The sequence below is a fragment of the Kosakonia sp. PSU_27 genome (assembly GCF_039409795.1).
GTDB lineage: Bacteria > Pseudomonadota > Gammaproteobacteria > Enterobacterales > Enterobacteriaceae > Kosakonia.
Genome location: NZ_JBCIVK010000006.1, coordinates 1 through 17,726, shown reverse-complemented (window position 1 = coordinate 17,726; position 17,726 = coordinate 1). Strand labels below are relative to the sequence as shown.

At 55.4% G+C, this 17,726-nt stretch carries 22 protein-coding genes; 19 read left to right on the top strand and 3 right to left on the bottom strand.

What is annotated here, in order from left to right:
• Positions 1-7: 7 nt before the first annotated feature.
• The 6 genes from mdcC (at position 8) to mdcH (ending at position 4,536) form a co-directional block, all read left to right on the top strand.
• A complete protein-coding gene (gene mdcC / locus AAIG26_RS15870) occupies positions 8-307 on the top strand; it encodes a malonate decarboxylase acyl carrier protein (protein ID WP_020455512.1) in 300 nt (99 codons plus the stop codon).
• Positions 300-1,136 (top strand): biotin-independent malonate decarboxylase subunit beta, encoded by an 837-nt coding sequence (locus AAIG26_RS15865; RefSeq protein WP_097406518.1) that lies wholly within the window; start codon positions 300-302, stop codon positions 1,134-1,136. Before mdcC ends, AAIG26_RS15865 begins: the two co-directional genes overlap by 8 nt.
• A complete protein-coding gene (mdcE, locus tag AAIG26_RS15860; protein ID WP_343180943.1) occupies positions 1,133-1,933 on the top strand; it encodes a biotin-independent malonate decarboxylase subunit gamma in 801 nt (266 codons plus the stop codon). The genes AAIG26_RS15865 and mdcE overlap by 4 nt, the downstream gene beginning before the upstream one ends.
• A gap of 121 nt (positions 1,934-2,054) precedes the next feature.
• Positions 2,055-3,014 carry an AEC family transporter gene (locus AAIG26_RS15855; protein ID WP_020455509.1) on the top strand — a complete coding sequence of 320 codons (960 nt, stop codon included), beginning with the start codon at positions 2,055-2,057 and terminating at the stop codon, positions 3,012-3,014.
• Positions 3,015-3,016: 2 nt separating this feature from the next.
• Positions 3,017-3,637, top strand: a complete 621-nt coding sequence (locus AAIG26_RS15850) for a malonate decarboxylase holo-ACP synthase (RefSeq protein ID WP_343180942.1) — start codon at positions 3,017-3,019, stop codon at positions 3,635-3,637.
• Entirely contained in the window at positions 3,634-4,536 is a 903-nt protein-coding gene (gene mdcH, locus AAIG26_RS15845; RefSeq protein WP_343180941.1) for a malonate decarboxylase subunit epsilon, read from the top strand. Before AAIG26_RS15850 ends, mdcH begins: the two co-directional genes overlap by 4 nt.
• Here the strand turns inward: mdcH and AAIG26_RS15840 are convergent.
• Positions 4,520-5,464, bottom strand: coding sequence for a LysR family transcriptional regulator (locus AAIG26_RS15840; RefSeq protein ID WP_343180940.1), 945 nt, complete (start codon positions 5,462-5,464; stop codon positions 4,520-4,522). The two genes, mdcH and AAIG26_RS15840, sit on opposite strands and share 17 nt — an antisense overlap.
• Positions 5,465-5,491: 27 nt before the next feature.
• A complete protein-coding gene (locus AAIG26_RS15835; protein ID WP_343180939.1) occupies positions 5,492-7,396 on the bottom strand; it encodes an ABC transporter ATP-binding protein in 1,905 nt (634 codons plus the stop codon).
• A 166-nt stretch (positions 7,397-7,562) separates the two neighbouring features.
• Here AAIG26_RS15835 and kefG point away from each other — a divergent pair, with 166 nt between their 5' ends.
• The 4 genes from kefG to slyD all read left to right on the top strand — a co-directional run bounded on the left by kefG (position 7,563) and on the right by slyD (position 10,815).
• The gene (gene kefG / locus AAIG26_RS15830; protein WP_071925236.1) at positions 7,563-8,117 is read left to right on the top strand and encodes a glutathione-regulated potassium-efflux system ancillary protein KefG; all 555 of its coding nucleotides are present in this window, start codon (positions 7,563-7,565) and stop codon (positions 8,115-8,117) included.
• Positions 8,117-9,922, top strand: a complete 1,806-nt coding sequence (gene kefB / locus AAIG26_RS15825) for a glutathione-regulated potassium-efflux system protein KefB (protein ID WP_045507920.1) — start codon at positions 8,117-8,119, stop codon at positions 9,920-9,922. Before kefG ends, kefB begins: the two co-directional genes overlap by 1 nt.
• Positions 9,923-9,932: 10 nt before the next feature.
• On the top strand, positions 9,933-10,133 hold the full coding sequence (locus tag AAIG26_RS15820; RefSeq protein ID WP_343180938.1) for a putative zinc ribbon protein YheV: 201 nt from the start codon (positions 9,933-9,935) through the stop codon (positions 10,131-10,133).
• Positions 10,134-10,227: 94 nt separating this feature from the next.
• Positions 10,228-10,815: a peptidylprolyl isomerase gene (gene slyD / locus AAIG26_RS15815; protein ID WP_343180937.1), complete on the top strand. Its 588-nt coding sequence runs from the start codon at positions 10,228-10,230 to the stop codon at positions 10,813-10,815.
• Positions 10,816-10,972: 157 nt separating this feature from the next.
• Here slyD and AAIG26_RS15810 read toward each other — a convergent pair whose 3' ends face one another.
• Positions 10,973-11,191 carry a protein SlyX gene (locus tag AAIG26_RS15810; protein ID WP_020455503.1) on the bottom strand — a complete coding sequence of 73 codons (219 nt, stop codon included), beginning with the start codon at positions 11,189-11,191 and terminating at the stop codon, positions 10,973-10,975.
• A gap of 237 nt (positions 11,192-11,428) precedes the next feature.
• Here AAIG26_RS15810 and fkpA point away from each other — a divergent pair, with 237 nt between their 5' ends.
• The 9 genes from fkpA to AAIG26_RS15765 all read left to right on the top strand — a co-directional run.
• On the top strand, positions 11,429-12,301 hold the full coding sequence (gene fkpA / locus AAIG26_RS15805) for an FKBP-type peptidyl-prolyl cis-trans isomerase (RefSeq protein ID WP_020455502.1): 873 nt from the start codon (positions 11,429-11,431) through the stop codon (positions 12,299-12,301).
• 159 nt (positions 12,302-12,460) lie between these two features.
• Positions 12,461-13,183 (top strand): transcriptional regulator, encoded by a 723-nt coding sequence (locus AAIG26_RS15800; protein WP_017459895.1) that lies wholly within the window; start codon positions 12,461-12,463, stop codon positions 13,181-13,183.
• The gene (tusD, locus tag AAIG26_RS15795) at positions 13,183-13,569 is read left to right on the top strand and encodes a sulfurtransferase complex subunit TusD (RefSeq protein ID WP_160268495.1); all 387 of its coding nucleotides are present in this window, start codon (positions 13,183-13,185) and stop codon (positions 13,567-13,569) included. The genes AAIG26_RS15800 and tusD overlap by 1 nt, the downstream gene beginning before the upstream one ends.
• Positions 13,569-13,928: a sulfurtransferase complex subunit TusC gene (gene tusC, locus AAIG26_RS15790; RefSeq protein ID WP_097406529.1), complete on the top strand. Its 360-nt coding sequence runs from the start codon at positions 13,569-13,571 to the stop codon at positions 13,926-13,928. Before tusD ends, tusC begins: the two co-directional genes overlap by 1 nt.
• 7 nt (positions 13,929-13,935) lie before the next feature.
• Positions 13,936-14,223 carry a sulfurtransferase complex subunit TusB gene (gene tusB / locus AAIG26_RS15785; RefSeq protein ID WP_343180936.1) on the top strand — a complete coding sequence of 96 codons (288 nt, stop codon included), beginning with the start codon at positions 13,936-13,938 and terminating at the stop codon, positions 14,221-14,223.
• Positions 14,224-14,347: 124 nt separating this feature from the next.
• Positions 14,348-14,722, top strand: a complete 375-nt coding sequence (gene rpsL, locus AAIG26_RS15780) for a 30S ribosomal protein S12 (protein ID WP_003023654.1) — start codon at positions 14,348-14,350, stop codon at positions 14,720-14,722.
• A 97-nt stretch (positions 14,723-14,819) separates the two neighbouring features.
• The gene (gene rpsG, locus AAIG26_RS15775) at positions 14,820-15,290 is read left to right on the top strand and encodes a 30S ribosomal protein S7 (protein ID WP_007369802.1); all 471 of its coding nucleotides are present in this window, start codon (positions 14,820-14,822) and stop codon (positions 15,288-15,290) included.
• A gap of 99 nt (positions 15,291-15,389) precedes the next feature.
• Positions 15,390-17,504, top strand: coding sequence for an elongation factor G (gene fusA, locus AAIG26_RS15770; protein ID WP_020455498.1), 2,115 nt, complete (start codon positions 15,390-15,392; stop codon positions 17,502-17,504).
• Between the two features lie 70 nt (positions 17,505-17,574).
• Positions 17,575-17,726, top strand: a 152-nt coding sequence (locus tag AAIG26_RS15765; RefSeq protein ID WP_004208042.1) for a GTP-binding protein, incomplete at its 3' end; no start/stop codon positions are given.

The window sequence follows — 17,726 nt, the reverse complement described above, 5'->3', positions numbered from 1 at the left end:
GGAAGTTATGGAACACATTACGATAACCGTGCCTGCTGGCCGCGCATTACGCGGTAAAGCGCTGGCGGGCGTTGTGGGCTCCGGGGATATGGAGGTGTTATTCACCGCCGACCAGGGGCAAACACTGACAATTGAGATCACCACCTCCGTGGATAACAGCCGTGGACGCTGGGAAGCGTTGTTCAACCGTCTCGGTCTGGTAAGCACGCTGCCTGCGGGCCAGCTTGTGATCCACGATTTCGGCGCGACGCCCGGTGTGGCGCGCATCCGTATCGAACAGGTATTCGAAGAGGTGAGCTATGCGTGACGATCGCAGTTTTATCGAACTCAAAGCGCGCCAGCGCGCACAGGCACTGCTCGATGACGGCAGCTACCGCGAATTGCTGGATCCGTTTGAAGGCATTATTTCGCCGTGGTTAGGCCCGCAGGGCATTGTGCCGCAGGCCGATGACGGCATGGTGGTCGCCAAAGGCACCATCAACGGTCAGCCGGCGGTTGTGGTGGCGATTGAAGGCGCGTTCCAGGGCGGCAGCATGGGCGAAGTTTCCGGCGCGAAAATGGCGGCGGCACTTGAGCTGGCGGCGGAAGATAACCGTAACGGCATCCCGACCCAGGCGGTGCTGTGCCTCGAAACCGGCGGCGTGCGCTTGCAGGAAGCCAACCTTGGACTGGCGGCGATTGCTGATATTCACGCGGCGATTGTTGACCTGCGCCGTTACACGCCGGTTATCGGCATCGTTGCCGGTACGGTTGGCTGCTTCGGTGGGATGTCTATCGCCGCTGCGCTCTGTAGCTACCTGATTGTGACGCGCGAAGCCCGTCTTGGTCTGAACGGCCCGCAGGTTATCGAACAGGAAGCCGGGATTGAAGAGTACGACTCCCGCGACCGTCCGTTTATCTGGAGCATGACCGGCGGCGAAGTGCGTTATCGCAGCGGGCTGGTGGATGCGCTGGTCGGCGATGGCATCCATGCGGTGAAACAGGCGATGAATGAGGCGATTGCCAAAGGCGTACCGGCCAAACATCGCACCGATAACTACGACGATTATCTGCAACGTCTGACCCACTTCGACACCCGCAAACAAGCGGATGCCGAACAGATCAGCGCGTTGTTTGCCGGGGAGGGGAAAGCATGAGTACGACAGTAAGCCGCGGCGCGTTATGGCTGGAAAAACTGGCGCCGAATGCAACACGTCTGAGCGGGCTGTGCCCGTCTGTGCAGGCAGCCGATGGCAAGGTTAATGGCGAAGCGGTGCGTTTCATTGCCGTGGTGCCGGATGCCAACAACCATTATCCGCGTGCGGCAAAAGGTGAAGTCGGTCTGCTGGAGGGCTGGACGCTGGCGAAAGTGGTGAGCGAAACCGTTGCCGCCGATGCCAACAACAGCGTGAAGCGCCCAATCATTGCGGTGATTGATGTGCCAAGCCAGGCCTATGGTCGTCGTGAAGAAGCCTTTGGTATTCACCAGGCGCTAGCCGGTGCGGCTGCGGCTTACGCCAATGCGCGGCTGGCGGGGCATCCGGTGATTGGTTTGATCGTCGGTAAAGCGATGTCCGGGGCGTTTCTGGCCCACGGCTACCAGGCGAACCGCCTGATCGCCTTTAACGATGCCGGTGTGCTGATCCACGCCATGGGCAAAGAGTCGGCGGCGCGCATTACCTTGCGTACCGTGGAAGCGCTGGAAAAACTGGCGGCCACCATTCCGCCGATGGCTTATGACATCAGTAACTACGCGACACTGGGGCTGCTTGCCGATCTGCTGAATATCAGCAACCCGGACGCGCCGTCAGACGCCGACCTGGCGCAGGTGCAGAGCACCTTGCACCGGGCCATCAACGACGCTCGTCAGGACACCACGTTGAAAAACCGTCTGGGTGCCGACAACCGCCGCAGCTCCGCTCTTGTGCGCGAACGCATGAAAGCGAGCTGGTAAGTAAAAAGAAACCTGCCAGATAGCAACGCATGGGCGCGCACGCCGCGCTCATGCGCTACTGAAAATAATAACCATCGCGCTAGTGCTATTTCTTTTCCTTTTAAAGGCTTACAGGTGATTTATGACTTACGTAATTGTTCATGCCCTCGCACCGATATTTGTCATCATGTTGCTGGGTTTCTGGGCGGGAAAGGCCAAAATGGTCGACAACAAAAACGTTTCCCTGCTGAATATCTTTGTAATGGATTTTGCTCTGCCCGCTGCGCTGTTTAGCGCTACCGTGCAGACGCCGTGGACCGGGATCATCGCGCAGTCACCGCTGATTCTGGTGCTGACCCTCTCCATGTGGATTACCTATGCCGCCATCTATTTTCTGGCGACCTCGGTTTTCAAAAAATCGCCGCAGGATGCCGCCGTACTGACGCTGACTGTCGCGCTGCCGAACTACGCCGCGCTCGGCCTGCCAATTCTGGGCAGCGTGCTGGGTGAAGGCCCGTCGACATCGCTCTCCGTTGCAGTTTCCATCGCCTGTGGTTCCGTGCTGATGACGCCGTTCTGCTTACTGATCCTTGAGCGTGAAAAAGCGCGAGCCGCGGGTGATAACACCGGTTCTACGCTGGGCATGCTGCCGGTACTGATGTGGCGCTCGGTGAAAAAACCGATTGTCTGGGGGCCGCTGCTGGGCGTGGTGCTCTCCGCTATCGGTATCAAAATGCCGGAACTGGTACTGGCATCCATCAAACCGCTTGGTCTCGCTGCGACGGCTGCGGCGCTGTTCCTGACCGGTGTGATCCTCTCGGCGAGAAAACTGGCGATTAACACCATGGTTATTTCTGCCACCATCACCAAGCTGCTGATCCAACCAGCGATTGCGTGGGGGATTGTGCTGGTGTTGGGTCTGCACGGTTCAGTGGCAATCACCGCTATCCTGATGATTGCCCTGGCGGCAGGTTTCTTCGGTGTGGTATTTGGTAACCGCTTTGGCGTGCAATCGCCGGATGCAGAAGCCGTGCTGCTGTTGAGCTCTGTGCTCTGTATCCTGTCGCTGCCGCTGTTTATCTCGCTGACTTCAGGAATGTAATCATGACCGCAACATTACGCCCGCACGATCTGCTCTGGCTTCGCGCACAAGATGCGCTGGAAGGGGTAACCGAACCCTGGGTCGCAGAGATCTGGCACGCCGGTTTACCGGTGGTGGTGCGGCGTGATGTTGCCCAAAACGGACGCATCCCCGTTGGCGTGCGCGGCCTGCGCCGCGACCAGCGCGCGGCGGGGTGGGTAAAGCCTGAACAGGTTATCCGTGTGGTCTCACCCGAACAACTGGTCGCACCGCAAGAACTGCCGCGTTCGCCGTTTATCTCCCAGCCGCCGGTACAACTGGCGCTGCAACTGGCGCAGTTTAGCTGGCCATGGACGTGGGGAGTGACCGGCAGCAGCGGTTATGCGCTGGCGACCGGCATTCCGGTTATCCATGCGACCAGCGATCTCGACTTGCTGATCCGCGCGCCGGAACCGCTCTCCACCCGCGATCTGGCCCGCTGGCAACAGCAGCTTAGCGGCGGGCTTTGCCGGGCGGATACCCAGGTGGAAACGCCGAACGGCGGCTTTGCCTTAGCCGAGTGGCTGCGTGACGGGCGGGTGATGCTGAAAACCAACCACGGGCCGCGTATGGTGAGCGATCCGTGGCAAAGGGAGGATTCATGAAAATCATCTTTACTTTTCCGGGGCAGGGGACACAACGCCCGGGAATGTTACAAGCGCTTCCCGGCAGTGAAATGGACCAGGCCTACGACGTCTTGGGTGCGGAAATCGACACCCTCGATACCGCCGAATCGCTAAAACATACCCGCGCGGTTCAACTGGCGCTGCTGATTGCCGGTGTCGCCTGGGCGCGCGAATTACAGCGGCGGGGCGTGCAAGCGGATATCACCAGCGGCCTGTCGATTGGCGCGTATCCGGCGGCGGTCGTGGCCGGCGCGCTCGATTTTCAGGATGCGCTGCGCCTGGTGGCCTTGCGTGGTGATTTGATGGAACAGGCGTATCCGCACGGTTACGGGCTGACGGCGATCATGGGGCTGACGTTGCCCACGGTGGAAACGCTGATCGAAGGCAGCGGAGCCTATATTGCTAATCTCAATGCCGAAACGCAGATTGTTATTGCCGGCAGCGATGAGGCGATGGCGCAGGTGGCGCAACGGGCATTAGCAAAAGGGGCCAGCAAGGCGCAGCGCCTCGCGGTCAGCGTACCTTCCCACTGCGCATTGCTGGAAAAACCCGCCGAAAAACTGGCGCAGGCGTTTGCAGATGTGACGCTTCGCCGCCCGCAGTGCGCTTATTTAAGCGGTAGCACCGGGCGCGTGTTGTGGCAGCCGGAGAAAATCGCTGACGATCTGGCGTGGAATATGGCGCGCACCGTGCGCTGGCAGGAGGCGGTCGTTGCCGCTAACGAACGTGACGCGCGGCTGGCGATTGAAATGCCGCCGGGCGGTATTCTGACCTGCCTGACCCGGCAAGCCGCGTGGAACGGCGAAAGCATTTCGCTGGAGCGCAGCGGTGTGGAGGTGGCGGTACATCTGGCGAATCGCCTCAGGGTGCAGGTGTAATGTTTTCTTGCAGGCTGCGGGCGTACATGCGGCCTTCCGCCGCCAGCGCCAGCAAGTTGGGATCGCGCTCGCGATTGCGGGAAAAGACAATGGCGATCAACTGCTGCATTTGATACGGCTCGGCGAGGCGCAACATTTGCACTGATCCTTCGTAGACTTTCTTCATTCTTCCCGGTATCAGCGTAAAGCCGACGCCCGCCTGCACCAGGCTCAGCATAGAGAAGATGTCATTGACGCGGGTGACAATTTCCGGCTCAAAACCGGCAATATGAAACGCTTCCTGAAAACCGGCATAGGTGGCGAAGCCTTCGGCCAGCGAGACAAATTTTTGCGTGCGGTAGTCGCGCAGATCGGCCAGCGTATCGGTTTCAAGCGTGGCGCTCGCTGGTGCGGCAAGGAAGATGTCGTCATGAAACAGCGGCAGAACTTCGAGGTTGTTGCGGTCGATTTCGCTTTCTGAAATGGAGATCAAAATCGCGTCGAGCCTGCCTTCCTCAAGCATCTGCAACAGCGCTTCGTTCGAGCCCATCGTCAGATCCATCTCCAGATCCGGACGCCGCAATTTCATTCCCATTATCAGCCGCGGTACGGTTTCCAGCGTCAGGGAGTAGAGCGTGCCAACGCGCAACCGCCCCTGGCCAACGCCGGCAGTTTTACGCGCCTCATCCAGCCCACGCTCCATTAACTGCGTCACTTCCTGGCAATACTCCAGCAGCGTCCACGCGGCAGGCAGCGGGATCAGGTTACGGCCTTTGTGGGCAAACAGCGGACAACGGACATTTTCTTCCAGCGTGTGCAGCGCACGGTGTACGCTCACGCCGCTGAGATTGAGCGCTTCGGCGGCACGCGCAATATTGCCTTTTTCCATAAAGGTCATGAAGATGCCCAGCTTGCGAAACGTAATGTCGTTGGTGATATCCAGATTCATAAGCTCTCCCGCCGCCGTTGTTGCGTGTTACTCCCCTTGCAACATGGCTTCCAGTTGCTCGTGCGCTTCCAGCCAGGCCATCTCGCACGCTTCGAGACCCGATTTTGCCGCCGCCTGCTGTTGCAGACAGGTGGTTAGCTCTGCTTTACGGCTTTGATCGTAAAGCCCGCTATCGCCGAGTTTCTCTTCGGCCTGGGCAAGCTGGGTGTTGAGTTTTTCCATCTCTTTTTCCAGCCGGGCAATCTCTTTTCGCAGCGGCTGAGTTTGCGTGCGCAGCTCGGCTTCCCGGCGCTTCTGATCTTTGCGCGCCTGAGCGCTGTTGGCGCTCTCTTTTACCGTATCCGTAGGCTGGCTCTCCTGTTTTTGCACGTCGCTCAGCCACTGCTGATAATCTTCCAGATCGCCTTCGAACGGCTCTACTTTGCCGTCGTGCACCAGGTAGAGATCGTCTGTGGTGGAGCGAATCAGGTGGCGGTCATGCGACACGACCACTAACGCGCCTTCAAACTCAATCAGCGCTTCGGTCAGTGCCTGGCGCATATCGAGATCGAGGTGGTTGGTTGGTTCATCGAGCAGCAGCAGGTTTGGACGCTGCCAGACGATCAATGCCAGCACCAGACGCGCTTTTTCGCCGCCGGAGAAGCGCTCGGTTATTTCCGTGACTTTATCGCCCTGGAAACCAAAGCCGCCCAGGTAATCGCGCAGTTTCTGCTCCAGCTCCTGCGGTGCGAGGCGCGCCAGGTGCTGCAACGGCGACTCGTCGGCGCGTAAAAATTCCAGTTGATGCTGGGCGAAGTAACCGAGCTTAATACCTTTTGCCAGCCCGATTTCACCGCTCTGCGCCGCCAGCTCACCGGCCAGCAGTTTGATAAGCGTGGATTTACCTGCGCCGTTACGCCCCAGCAGGCCAATGCGCGAACCCGGCACCAGGTTGAGCTTAATGGCGTTCAGGATGGTGCGATCGCCGTAACCGGCGCTCACTTTTTCCATCTTTAATAGCGGGTTAGGCAGACTTTCCGGCGGGCGGAAACTGAAGTGGAACGGGTTATCAACATGCGCCGGGGCAATCAATTCCATGCGCTCGAGCATTTTGATACGGCTTTGTGCCTGCTTCGCCTTGCTGGCTTTCGCTTTGAAGCGGTCGATAAAACTTTGCAGATGGGCAACGCGCTGCTGCTGGCTTTCATAAGTGGCCTGCTGCTGAGCAAGGCGTGTGGCGCGCTGGCGCTCAAACGAGCTGTAGTTGCCGGTATATTCGAACAGGCTTTGCTGCTCAATATGCAGAATTTTGTCCACCACCGGATCGAGAAAATCACGGTCGTGGGAAATCAGAATCAGTGTCCCCTGGTAGCTTTTCAGCCATTTTTCCAGCCAGATCACCGCATCGAGATCGAGGTGGTTGGTCGGTTCATCAAGCAGCAGTAAGTCGGAGCGGCAAATCAGCGCCTGTGCGAGGTTTAAACGCATACGCCAGCCACCGGAGAAGTCGCTTACCGGGCGCTCCAGTTGCTCGTTGCTGAAACCCAGACCGTGCAGCAGACTGGACGCGCGCGCGCGAATGGTCCACGCGTCGATGGCGTCGAGCTTTCCGTGCACGGTGGCGATGGCGTGACCATCGTTACGTTCGTTGGCGGCGTTCAGTTCGGCTTCAAGCTGGCGGTATTCGCGATCGCCATCGATTACATAGTCTATAGCCGCTTCATTCAGCGCTGGCGTTTCCTGGTTCACCCATGCCAGTTGCCAGGTGCCGGGAAACGTGAAGCTGCCGCCGTCGGCACCGATCTCGTTTTTCAATAGCGACAGCAGCGTTGATTTGCCGCAGCCGTTTTTACCCACCAGGCCTACTTTCTGGCCCGGGTTAATGGTGGCTGTGGCGTTATCCAGCAGGACACGCACGCCGCGACGAATTTGTAACGAGGAGAAAACAATCATAAGGCGCCGTATGTTCAGACTATGTTAATTTGTCATTATGATAATGTAAGAGTGCGGCCAAAAGACGCACCGGGGCCGCAATGGTAGCCCAAAATGAAGATGATAGACAAAATCATTCTGGCAGCGCCCACAGGCCGCTCGCCAGAGTTTGACACCCGGGAGGGGAATGATGTCGCAGACAGCGAAAGTGTTGCTGCTGTATGCCCATCCGGAATCACAGGACTCGGTGGCTAACCGGGTTTTGCTTAAGCCGGCAACGCAGCTGCAAAATGTCACGGTGCACGATCTTTATGCCCGTTACCCTGACTTTTTTATCGATATTCCTTATGAACAGGCGTTGCTGCGTGAGCATGACGTCATTGTGTTTCAACATCCGTTATATACCTACAGTTGCCCGGCGCTGCTCAAAGAGTGGCTTGATCGTGTGTTAAGCCGTGGCTTTGCCAGCGGCATTGGCGGGAACCAACTCGCGGGAAAGTATTGGCGTAGCGTGGTCACCACCGGGGAACCGGAGGCCGCGTATCGCCACGATGGGCTTAACCGCTACTCCATGAATGATATTTTGCGCCCTTTTGAGCTGACTGCCGCCATGTGCCGCATGCACTGGTTAAGCCCGATTATTGTGTACTGGGCGCGCCGGCAACAGCCGCAGGAGTTGGCGAGTCACGCCAAAGCGTATGGTGACTGGCTGGCGTCACCGTTGCCTGTGGGAGGCCGTTAATGGAAGGTTCCGCGCTTTTACTGGCCGGTGTGTTATTTCTTTTTGCGGCGGTGGTCGCTGTTCCGCTTGCCGCGCGTTTAGGGATTGGCGCGGTGCTCGGCTACCTGCTTGCGGGTATCGCGATTGGCCCGTGGGGGCTGGGGTTTATCAGCGATGTTGATGAAATCCTCCATTTCTCCGAGCTGGGCGTGGTGTTTCTGATGTTTATCATCGGGCTGGAGCTGAACCCGCGAAAACTTTGGGAACTTCGGCGCTCCATCTTTGGCGTCGGCGCGGCGCAGGTGCTGCTGAGCGCGGCGATCCTCGCCGGGCTGCTGATGCTGACGCAATTTTCCTGGCAGGCGGCGGTGATTGGCGGTATCGGCCTGGCGATGTCTTCCACCGCGATGGCGCTGCAACTGATGCGCGATAAAGGCATGAACCGCAGCGAATCCGGCCAACTGGGATTTTCGGTGCTGCTGTTTCAGGATTTAGCAGTGATCCCGGCGCTGGCGCTGGTGCCGTTGCTGGCGGGTAATGGTGATGAGCATCTCGACTGGATGAAGGTTGGCATGAAAGTGCTGGCGTTCGCGGGCATGTTGATTGGCGGGCGTTATTTGCTGCGGCCTGTGTTCCGCTTTATTGCCGGTTCCGGCGTGCGTGAAGTGTTTACCGCCGCGACTTTACTGTTGGTGCTTGGCTCGGCGCTGTTCATGGATGCGCTGGGGTTATCGATGGCGCTGGGAACCTTTATCGCCGGTGTGTTGCTGGCTGAAAGTGAATATCGCCACGAGCTGGAGATCGCCATCGAGCCTTTTAAAGGGCTGTTGCTGGGGCTGTTTTTTATTTCCGTTGGCATGGCGCTGAACCTAGGGGTGCTCTATACCCATCTGTTATGGGTGGTACTGAGCGTTGCAGTACTGGTGGCGGTGAAATCACTGGTGTTGTACGGGCTGGCGCGAATATACGGTTTGCGCAGTTCGGAGCGTATGCAGTTCGCCGGTGTGTTAAGCCAGGGGGGTGAATTCGCGTTTGTCTTGTTCTCCTCGGCGTCTTCTCAGCGCTTGTTCCAGAACGATCAAATGGCGCTGCTGCTGGTCACCGTCACGTTGTCGATGATGACCACACCGCTGCTGATGCGTGGCGTGGATAAACTTCTCTCCCGGCGTTTTAACACCCCGGAAGATGAAGATGAGACCCCATGGGTGGAAGACGACAAACCACAGGTGATTGTGGTGGGGTTTGGGCGTTTTGGTCAGGTGATTGGCCGCTTGTTAATGGCGAACAAGATGCGCATTACCGTGCTTGAGCGCGATATCAGCGCCGTCAACCTGATGCGTAAATATGGTTATAAGGTCTATTACGGGGATGCAACCCAGGTGGAGCTGCTGCGCTCGGCGGGCGCGGAGGCGGCGCAATCGATCGTCATCACCTGTAATGACCCGCTGGATACGATGAAGCTGGTGGAGATTTGCCAGCAGCATTTTCCGAACCTGGCAATCCTGGCTCGCGCCCGTGGGCGTGTGGAAGCACATGAACTCCTGCAGGCCGGTGTGACGCAGTTTTCCCGCGAGACCTTCTCCAGTGCGCTGGAGTTAGGACGCAAGACGCTTATTTCGCTGGGGATGCATCCGCATCAGGCTCAGCGTGCGCAACTGCACTTTAAACGTTTAGATATGCGTATGCTGCGCGAGCTGATGCCGGTGCATACCGATACGATGCAAATTTCCCGTGTCCGCGAAGCGCGGCGCGAGCTGGAGGAGATTTTCCAGCGTGAAATGCAGCAAGAGCGTCGCCAGCTGGATGGCTGGGACGAGTTTGAATAAGGGGAATCGAATGGCTGTACGAAAACGTTTTATCGCCGGGGCGGTTTGCCCGGCATGCCAGGCGAAGGACTCAATGACAATGTGGCGTGAGAATAATGTTGATATTGTTGAGTGCGTTAAGTGTGGGCACCAGATGCGTGAAGCGGATAAAGAGGCCCGCGAGCATGTTCGCAAAGATGAGCAAGTGATTGGCATTTTTCATCCGGACTAGCGAGATCGGGCAGCTTTTTTTAAGCTAAAGGGTACACGGGTGCAGAATTCCGCTACAATCTGCGCCAGTAATTTTCCCACGCTCAGGAGATATCATGAAAGTAGCAAAAGACCTGGTGGTCAGCCTGGCCTATCAGGTACGTACAGAAGACGGTGTATTGGTTGATGAGTCTCCGGTGAGTGCGCCGCTGGACTACCTGCACGGTCACGGTTCCCTGATCTCTGGTCTGGAAAACGCGCTGGACGGTCACGAAGTCGGCGACAAATTCGATGTGGCTGTTGGCGCGAACGACGCTTACGGTCAGTACGACGAAAACCTGGTGCAGCGCGTACCGAAAGACGTCTTTATGGGCGTTGATGAGCTGCAGGTTGGCATGCGCTTCCTGGCGGAAACCGACCAGGGCCCGGTACCGGTAGAAATCACCGAAGTGGAAGACGATCACGTTGTTGTTGACGGTAACCACATGCTGGCTGGCCAGAATCTGAAGTTCAACGTTGAAGTTGTCGCTATCCGCGAAGCAACCGAAGAAGAGCTGGCTCACGGCCACGTTCACGGTCCGCATGGTCACGATCATGACCACGACCACGATCACGAAGGTTGCTGCGGCGGCCACGGTCACGATCACGGCCATGACCACGGGAAAGGTGGTTGCGGCGGTAACGGTGGCTGCGGCTGCCACTAATACGCGTCGTCTTTCGCGTCGCAGGGGCGTTGGCTTCGCTTTTAAACCCCGGTCGCATAGTTTTCTGTGCTCCCGGGGATTTTCAAGTTTGCCGCCTGCCTGCAACACGAAATCCATAGCGTCAGTGATGAGCGGGGAAACCCGCTTTTTTTACGCCTTAATAATGGGGCGGCGGCGTCTCTTCGGAAGGGGATGCCATGTGCGAAGGCTGGCTGGCTTTGAGCTTTTCTGCCATTAACCGCAGATGTTCGCGCAGCTTCGCCATTTCCAGTTCATGGGCGACAACCGTCTGGTTTAATTCCTCAATGGTCTTCTCCTGAAAAGCCAACCGGCTTTCCAGTTCCGCCAGTCGCGCTTCTATTGTTAACTCATGCATACATCACCTCTGGATTGCGTCCGGCCCGATTTTCATTAAACGGGCGAATTTTACTGAACTTTGCCGCCAGGTACAGCTCTGGCAAAGAAAAGCAGAAACTTATTTAAACAAAAATAGTCAGAAAACAGGTGAATTCAGGTGGTGTCCTTATGTTGATTTCCACCGCAACGCTTTATAGTACGTCTCTTACTTTTTGTTTAACCCTGGGGCGAGATGCCCCGGCCCCTGGAGAAATGGATGAAATCACTGTTTAAAGTCACGCTGCTGGCGACCACGATGGCCGTCGCCCTTCACGCACCGATCTCTTTCGCTGCCGATGCTGCTGCAAAGAAAGAACCGGCTGCAGCAGCTGACAGCAAAGCGGCATTTAAAAATGACGACCAGAAATCCGCCTATGCGCTGGGCGCTTCGCTGGGCCGCTACATGGAAAACTCGCTGAAAGAGCAGGAAAAACTGGGCATTAAACTGGATAAAGCTCAGCTGATCGCTGGTGTTCAGGACGCGTTTGCCGATAAGAGCAAACTGAGCGACCAGGAGATCGAACAAACCCTGCAAGCGTTTGAGACCCGTGTGAAAACTGCCGCGCAGGATCGCATGGAAAAAGACGCTGCTGACAACGAAGCGAAAGGCAAAGCCTTCCGTGACACCTTCGCTAAAGAGAAAGGTGTGAAAACGTCCGATACCGGTCTGCTGTACAAAGTAGAGAAAGAAGGTACCGGCGATGCGCCGAAAGACAGCGACACGGTTGTTGTGAACTACAAAGGTACGCTGATCGACGGTAAAGAGTTCGATAACTCTTACACCCGTGGTGAGCCGCTCTCTTTCCGTCTTGATGGTGTTATCCCTGGCTGGACTGAAGGCCTGAAAAACATCAAAAAAGGCGGCAAGATCAAACTGGTTATCCCGCCGGCACTGGCTTACGGGAAAACTGGCGTTCCGGGTATTCCGGCTAACTCCACGCTGGTATTCGATGTAGAGCTGTTGGATATCAAGGCCGCGCCGAAAGCCGATGCTGCAGCACCGAAAGCTGACGCCCCGGCGGCAGATGCTGCTCCGGCAGCCGGTGATAAAGCTGCAGACGCGAAAGCCGCAGACACCAGTAAGAAATAAAATTTGCAATAACGCCGCCTTCGGGCGGCGTTTTTTTTTGCAGCAGGGATATAATTCTGGAAAGCTTAACCTACGATGTATTAATTTATATCCCCATATAAATACTGAGCCTGCCCTGAAAACATAACGACAGGTTCCTGAAAAGGAGTGTTTTTTTTCATGTCCAGGTCGCTATTAACCAACGAAACCAGTGAGCTTGATTTACTGGATCAACGTCCTTTCGATCAGACCGACTTCGATATCCTGAAATCCTATGAAGCGGTGGTGGACGGGTTAGCGATGCTCATTGGCAGCCACTGTGAAATCGTTTTGCACTCCCTGCAAGATTTGAAATGTTCCGCAATCCGTATTGCCAATGGCGAACACACAGGGCGTAAAATTGGCTCGCCCATCACCGATCTCGCCCTGCGCATGCTGCATGATATGACCGGTGCCGACAGCAGCGTATCGAAGTGCTACTTCACGCGTGCGAAAAGCGGTGTGCTGATGAAGTCCGTCACTATTGCTATCCGTAACCGCGATCACCGCGTGATTGGCCTGTTATGCATCAACATGAACCTTGATGTGCCGTTCTCACAGATCATGAGCACCTTTGTGCCGCCGGAAACGCCTGATGTTGGCTCTTCGGTGAACTTTGCTTCCTCGGTGGAAGATCTGGTCATGCAAACGCTGGAGTTCACCATTGAAGAGGTCAACGCGGATCGTAACGTTTCCAACAACGCCAAGAATCGCCAGATCGTACTGAACCTCTATGAGAAGGGAATCTTTGATATCAAAGATGCTATCAACCAGGTCGCCGATCGCCTCAATATTTCCAAGCACACCGTTTACCTCTATATCCGCCAGTTCAAAAGCGGCGATTTTTCCGTACAGGATCGTTAATGCGTTTTGCCCTGATGGTCACCGGCCCGGCGTATGGTACGCAACAGGCCAGCAGCGCGTACCAGTTTGCGCAGGCGCTACTGGATGCCGGGCATACACTAGCCAGCGTCTTTTTTTATCGCGAAGGGGTGAGCAATGCCAACGCGCTCACTGCGCCCGCCAGTGATGAATTTGACCTGGTTCGCGCCTGGCAACGCCTGCATGAGGAGCATCAGGTCGAGCTGCATATCTGCGTTGCCGCCGCATTGCGTCGTGGCGTTATTGATGATGCCGAAGCACAACGTCTGGCGCTGCCTGGTGCAAACCTGCAAGCCGGTTTTTCACTGACCGGCCTTGGCGCGCTGGCGGAAGCCGCGCTCTCTTGCGATCGGGTGGTGCAATTCTGATGCAACGTATCGCCTTTGTGTTTACTTCAGCGCCGCATGGCTCCTCTTCTGGTCGCGAAGGGCTGGATGCGTTGCTGGCGACTTCTGCGTTTACCGACGATATCGGCGTGTTTTTTATTGGTGATGGTGTATTCCAGTTGCTGGCCAATCAGCGGCCGGATGCGGTATTAGCGCGCGATTACATCGCGACGTTTAAAGTTCTGCCGCTTTATGACATCGAACAGTGCTGGCTGTGTGCAGATTCGCTACGTGAGCGTGGGTTAGGCGAGGAGACAACCTTCGTCTTGCCGGCTCAGCGCCTGGAAGCGGACGCGCTGCGCGAAAAGCTCGATAGCTACACCGTCGTTCTGACCTTTTGAGGCATTTATGCTGCATACCTTGTCCCGCTCTCCCTGGCAGTGTGATATGGCGTCGATGCTCCGTTTGCTGCACCCCGGCGACGATCTGCTGCTGCTTTCAGATGGCGTAACGGCGGCCTTGCAAAATGGGCGCTATGTTGAGTTATTGCTAAACGCCCCCATAACTGTGCACGCGCTGAAAGAAGATATCGATGCCCGCGGTCTGGGTGGTCAAATTTCAAGCAGCGTTGTCAGGGTTGGCTATACTGATTTCGTTAGCCTGACGGTGAAAAACGCTGTTCAGATGCATTGGTAATGTGTGATCGCTGTATATTTCTTGACACCTTTTAAGCACAGCCATAAAATTCTGCGTCCTCATATTATATGAGGTCGTTTTATTACGTGTTTACGAAGCAAAAGCTAAAACCAGGAGCTATTTAATGGCAACAGTTAACCAGCTGGTACGCAAACCACGCGCTCGCAAAGTTGCAAAAAGCAACGTGCCTGCGCTGGAAGCATGCCCGCAAAAACGTGGCGTATGTACTCGCGTATATACTACCACCCCGAAAAAACCGAACTCCGCACTGCGTAAAGTATGTCGTGTTCGTTTGACCAACGGTTTTGAAGTGACTTCCTACATCGGTGGTGAAGGTCACAACCTGCAGGAGCACTCCGTGATCCTGATCCGTGGCGGTCGTGTAAAAGACCTCCCGGGTGTTCGTTACCACACTGTACGTGGCGCGCTCGACTGCTCCGGTGTTAAAGACCGTAAGCAATCTCGCTCCAAATACGGCGTGAAACGTCCTAAGGCTTAATGGTTCTCCGTTAAGTAAGGCCAAACTGTTTTAACTTTAATGTCAAACTAAACTCTTAGAGTTTTGGACAATCCTGAATTAACAACGGAGTATTTCCATGCCACGTCGTCGTGTTATTGGTCAGCGTAAAATTCTGCCGGATCCGAAGTTCGGATCAGAACTGCTGGCTAAATTTGTCAATATCCTGATGGTAGACGGTAAAAAATCTACTGCAGAAGCAATCGTATACAGCGCGCTTGAGACCCTGGCTCAGCGTTCTGGTAAAAATGAACTGGAAGCTTTCGAAGTAGCTCTCGAAAACGTGCGCCCGACTGTCGAAGTTAAGTCTCGCCGCGTTGGTGGTTCTACTTATCAGGTTCCGGTTGAAGTTCGTCCGGTTCGTCGCAATGCTCTGGCAATGCGTTGGATCGTTGAAGCTGCTCGTAAACGCGGTGATAAATCCATGGCTCTGCGCCTGGCGAACGAACTTTCCGATGCTGCGGACAACAAAGGTACTGCAGTTAAGAAACGTGAAGACGTTCACCGTATGGCCGAAGCCAACAAGGCGTTCGCACACTACCGTTGGTAATCCCTTCGGAGTTTTAGTCACATGGCGGGCGCTTCAAGCAAGTGGCCCGCCGTTTGGCAACTTAAATCTGAACGCCTAAAGAGACAAACGAGGAATCAAATGGCTCGTACAACACCCATCGCACGCTACCGTAACATTGGTATCAGTGCGCACATCGACGCCGGTAAAACCACGACTACCGAACGTATTCTGTTCTACACCGGTGTAAACCACAAAATCGGTGAAGTTCATGACGGCGCCGCAACCATGGACTGGATGGAGCAGGAGCAGGAGCGTGGTATTACCATTACCTCCGCAGCGACTACTGCATTCTGGTCTGGTATGGCGAAGCAGTATGAACCGCATCGCGTAAACATCATCGACACCCCGGGGCACGTTGACTTCACCATCGAAGTAGAACGTTCCATGCGTGTTCTTGACGGTGCGGTAATGGTTTACTGCGCCGTTGGTGGTGTTCAGCCGCAGTCTGAAACCGTATGGCGTCAGGCAAACAAATATAAAGTTCCGCGCATTGCGTTCGTTAACAAAATGGACCGCATGGGCGCTAACTTCCTGAAAGTTGTTGGTCAGATCAAAACCCGTCTGGGCGCGAACCCGGTTCCGCTGCAGCTGGCAATTGGTGCTGAAGAAGGTTTCACCGGTGTTGTTGACCTGGTGAAAATGAAAGCCATCAACTGGAACGATGCAGACCAGGGCGTTACCTTCGAATACGAAGATATCCCGGCTGAGATGCAGGATCTGGCTGACGAATGGCACCAGAATCTGATCGAATCCGCTGCTGAAGCTTCTGAAGAGCTGATGGAGAAATACCTGGGTGGTGAAGAACTGACTGAAGAAGAGATCAAAAAAGCTCTGCGTCAGCGTGTTCTGAACAACGAAATCATCCTGGTAACTTGTGGTTCTGCTTTTAAGAACAAAGGTGTTCAGGCGATGCTGGATGCGGTAGTTGACTACCTGCCGTCCCCGACTGACGTACCTGCGATCAACGGTATCCTGGACGATGGTAAAGATACTCCGGCTGAGCGTCACGCAAGTGATGAAGAGCCGTTCTCTGCGCTGGCGTTCAAAATCGCTACCGACCCGTTCGTTGGTAACCTGACCTTCTTCCGTGTTTACTCCGGTGTGGTTAACTCTGGTGATACCATCCTGAACTCCGTGAAAGCTGCACGTGAGCGTTTTGGTCGTATCGTTCAGATGCACGCTAACAAACGTGAAGAGATCAAAGAAGTTCGCGCTGGCGACATCGCTGCTGCTATCGGTCTGAAAGACGTGACCACTGGTGACACCCTGTGTGACCCGGATCATCCGATCATTCTGGAACGTATGGAATTCCCGGAACCGGTAATCTCCATCGCGGTAGAACCGAAAACCAAAGCTGACCAGGAAAAAATGGGTCTGGCTCTGGGCCGTCTGGCGAAAGAAGACCCGTCATTCCGCGTATGGACTGATGAAGAATCTAACCAGACCATTATCGCCGGTATGGGTGAGCTGCACCTCGACATCATCGTTGACCGTATGAAACGTGAATTCAACGTTGAAGCGAACGTCGGTAAACCTCAGGTTGCTTACCGCGAAGCGATTCGTGCGAAAGTTACCGATATCGAAGGTAAACACGCTAAGCAGTCTGGTGGTCGCGGTCAGTACGGTCATGTTGTTATCGACATGTACCCGCTGGAGCCGGGCTCTAACCCGAAAGGTTACGAGTTCATCAACGACATCAAAGGTGGTGTAATTCCTGGCGAATACATCCCGGCCGTTGATAAAGGTATCCAGGAACAGCTGAAATCTGGTCCGCTGGCGGGTTACCCGGTAGTTGATCTCGGTGTGCGTCTGCACTTCGGTTCTTACCACGACGTTGACTCCTCTGAACTGGCGTTTAAACTGGCTGCGTCTATTGCCTTTAAAGATGGCTTTAAGAAAGCGAAACCAGTTCTGCTTGAGCCGATCATGAAGGTTGAAGTAGAGACTCCGGAAGAGAACACCGGTGACGTAATCGGTGACCTTAGCCGTCGTCGCGGTATGCTGCGCGGTCAGGAATCTGAAGTTACTGGCGTTAAGATCCACGCTGAAGTTCCGCTGTCTGAAATGTTCGGATATGCAACTCAGCTGCGTTCTCTGACCAAAGGTCGTGCGTCTTATACTATGGAATTCCTGAAGTATGATGATGCGCCGAACAACGTTGCTCAGGCCGTAATTGAAGCCCGTGGTAAATAAGCCGCAGGGTTAAAACCAAAGTCCCGTGCTCTCTCCAAAGAGGGAGAGCACTATAGTAAGGAATAAAGCCGTGTCTAAAGAAAAATTTGAACGTACAAAACCGCACGTCAACGTCGGTACTATCGGCCACGTTGACCATGGTAAAACTACTCTGACCGCTGCAATCACTACCGTTCTGGCTAAAACCTACGGTGGTTCTGCTCGCGCATTCGACCAGATCGA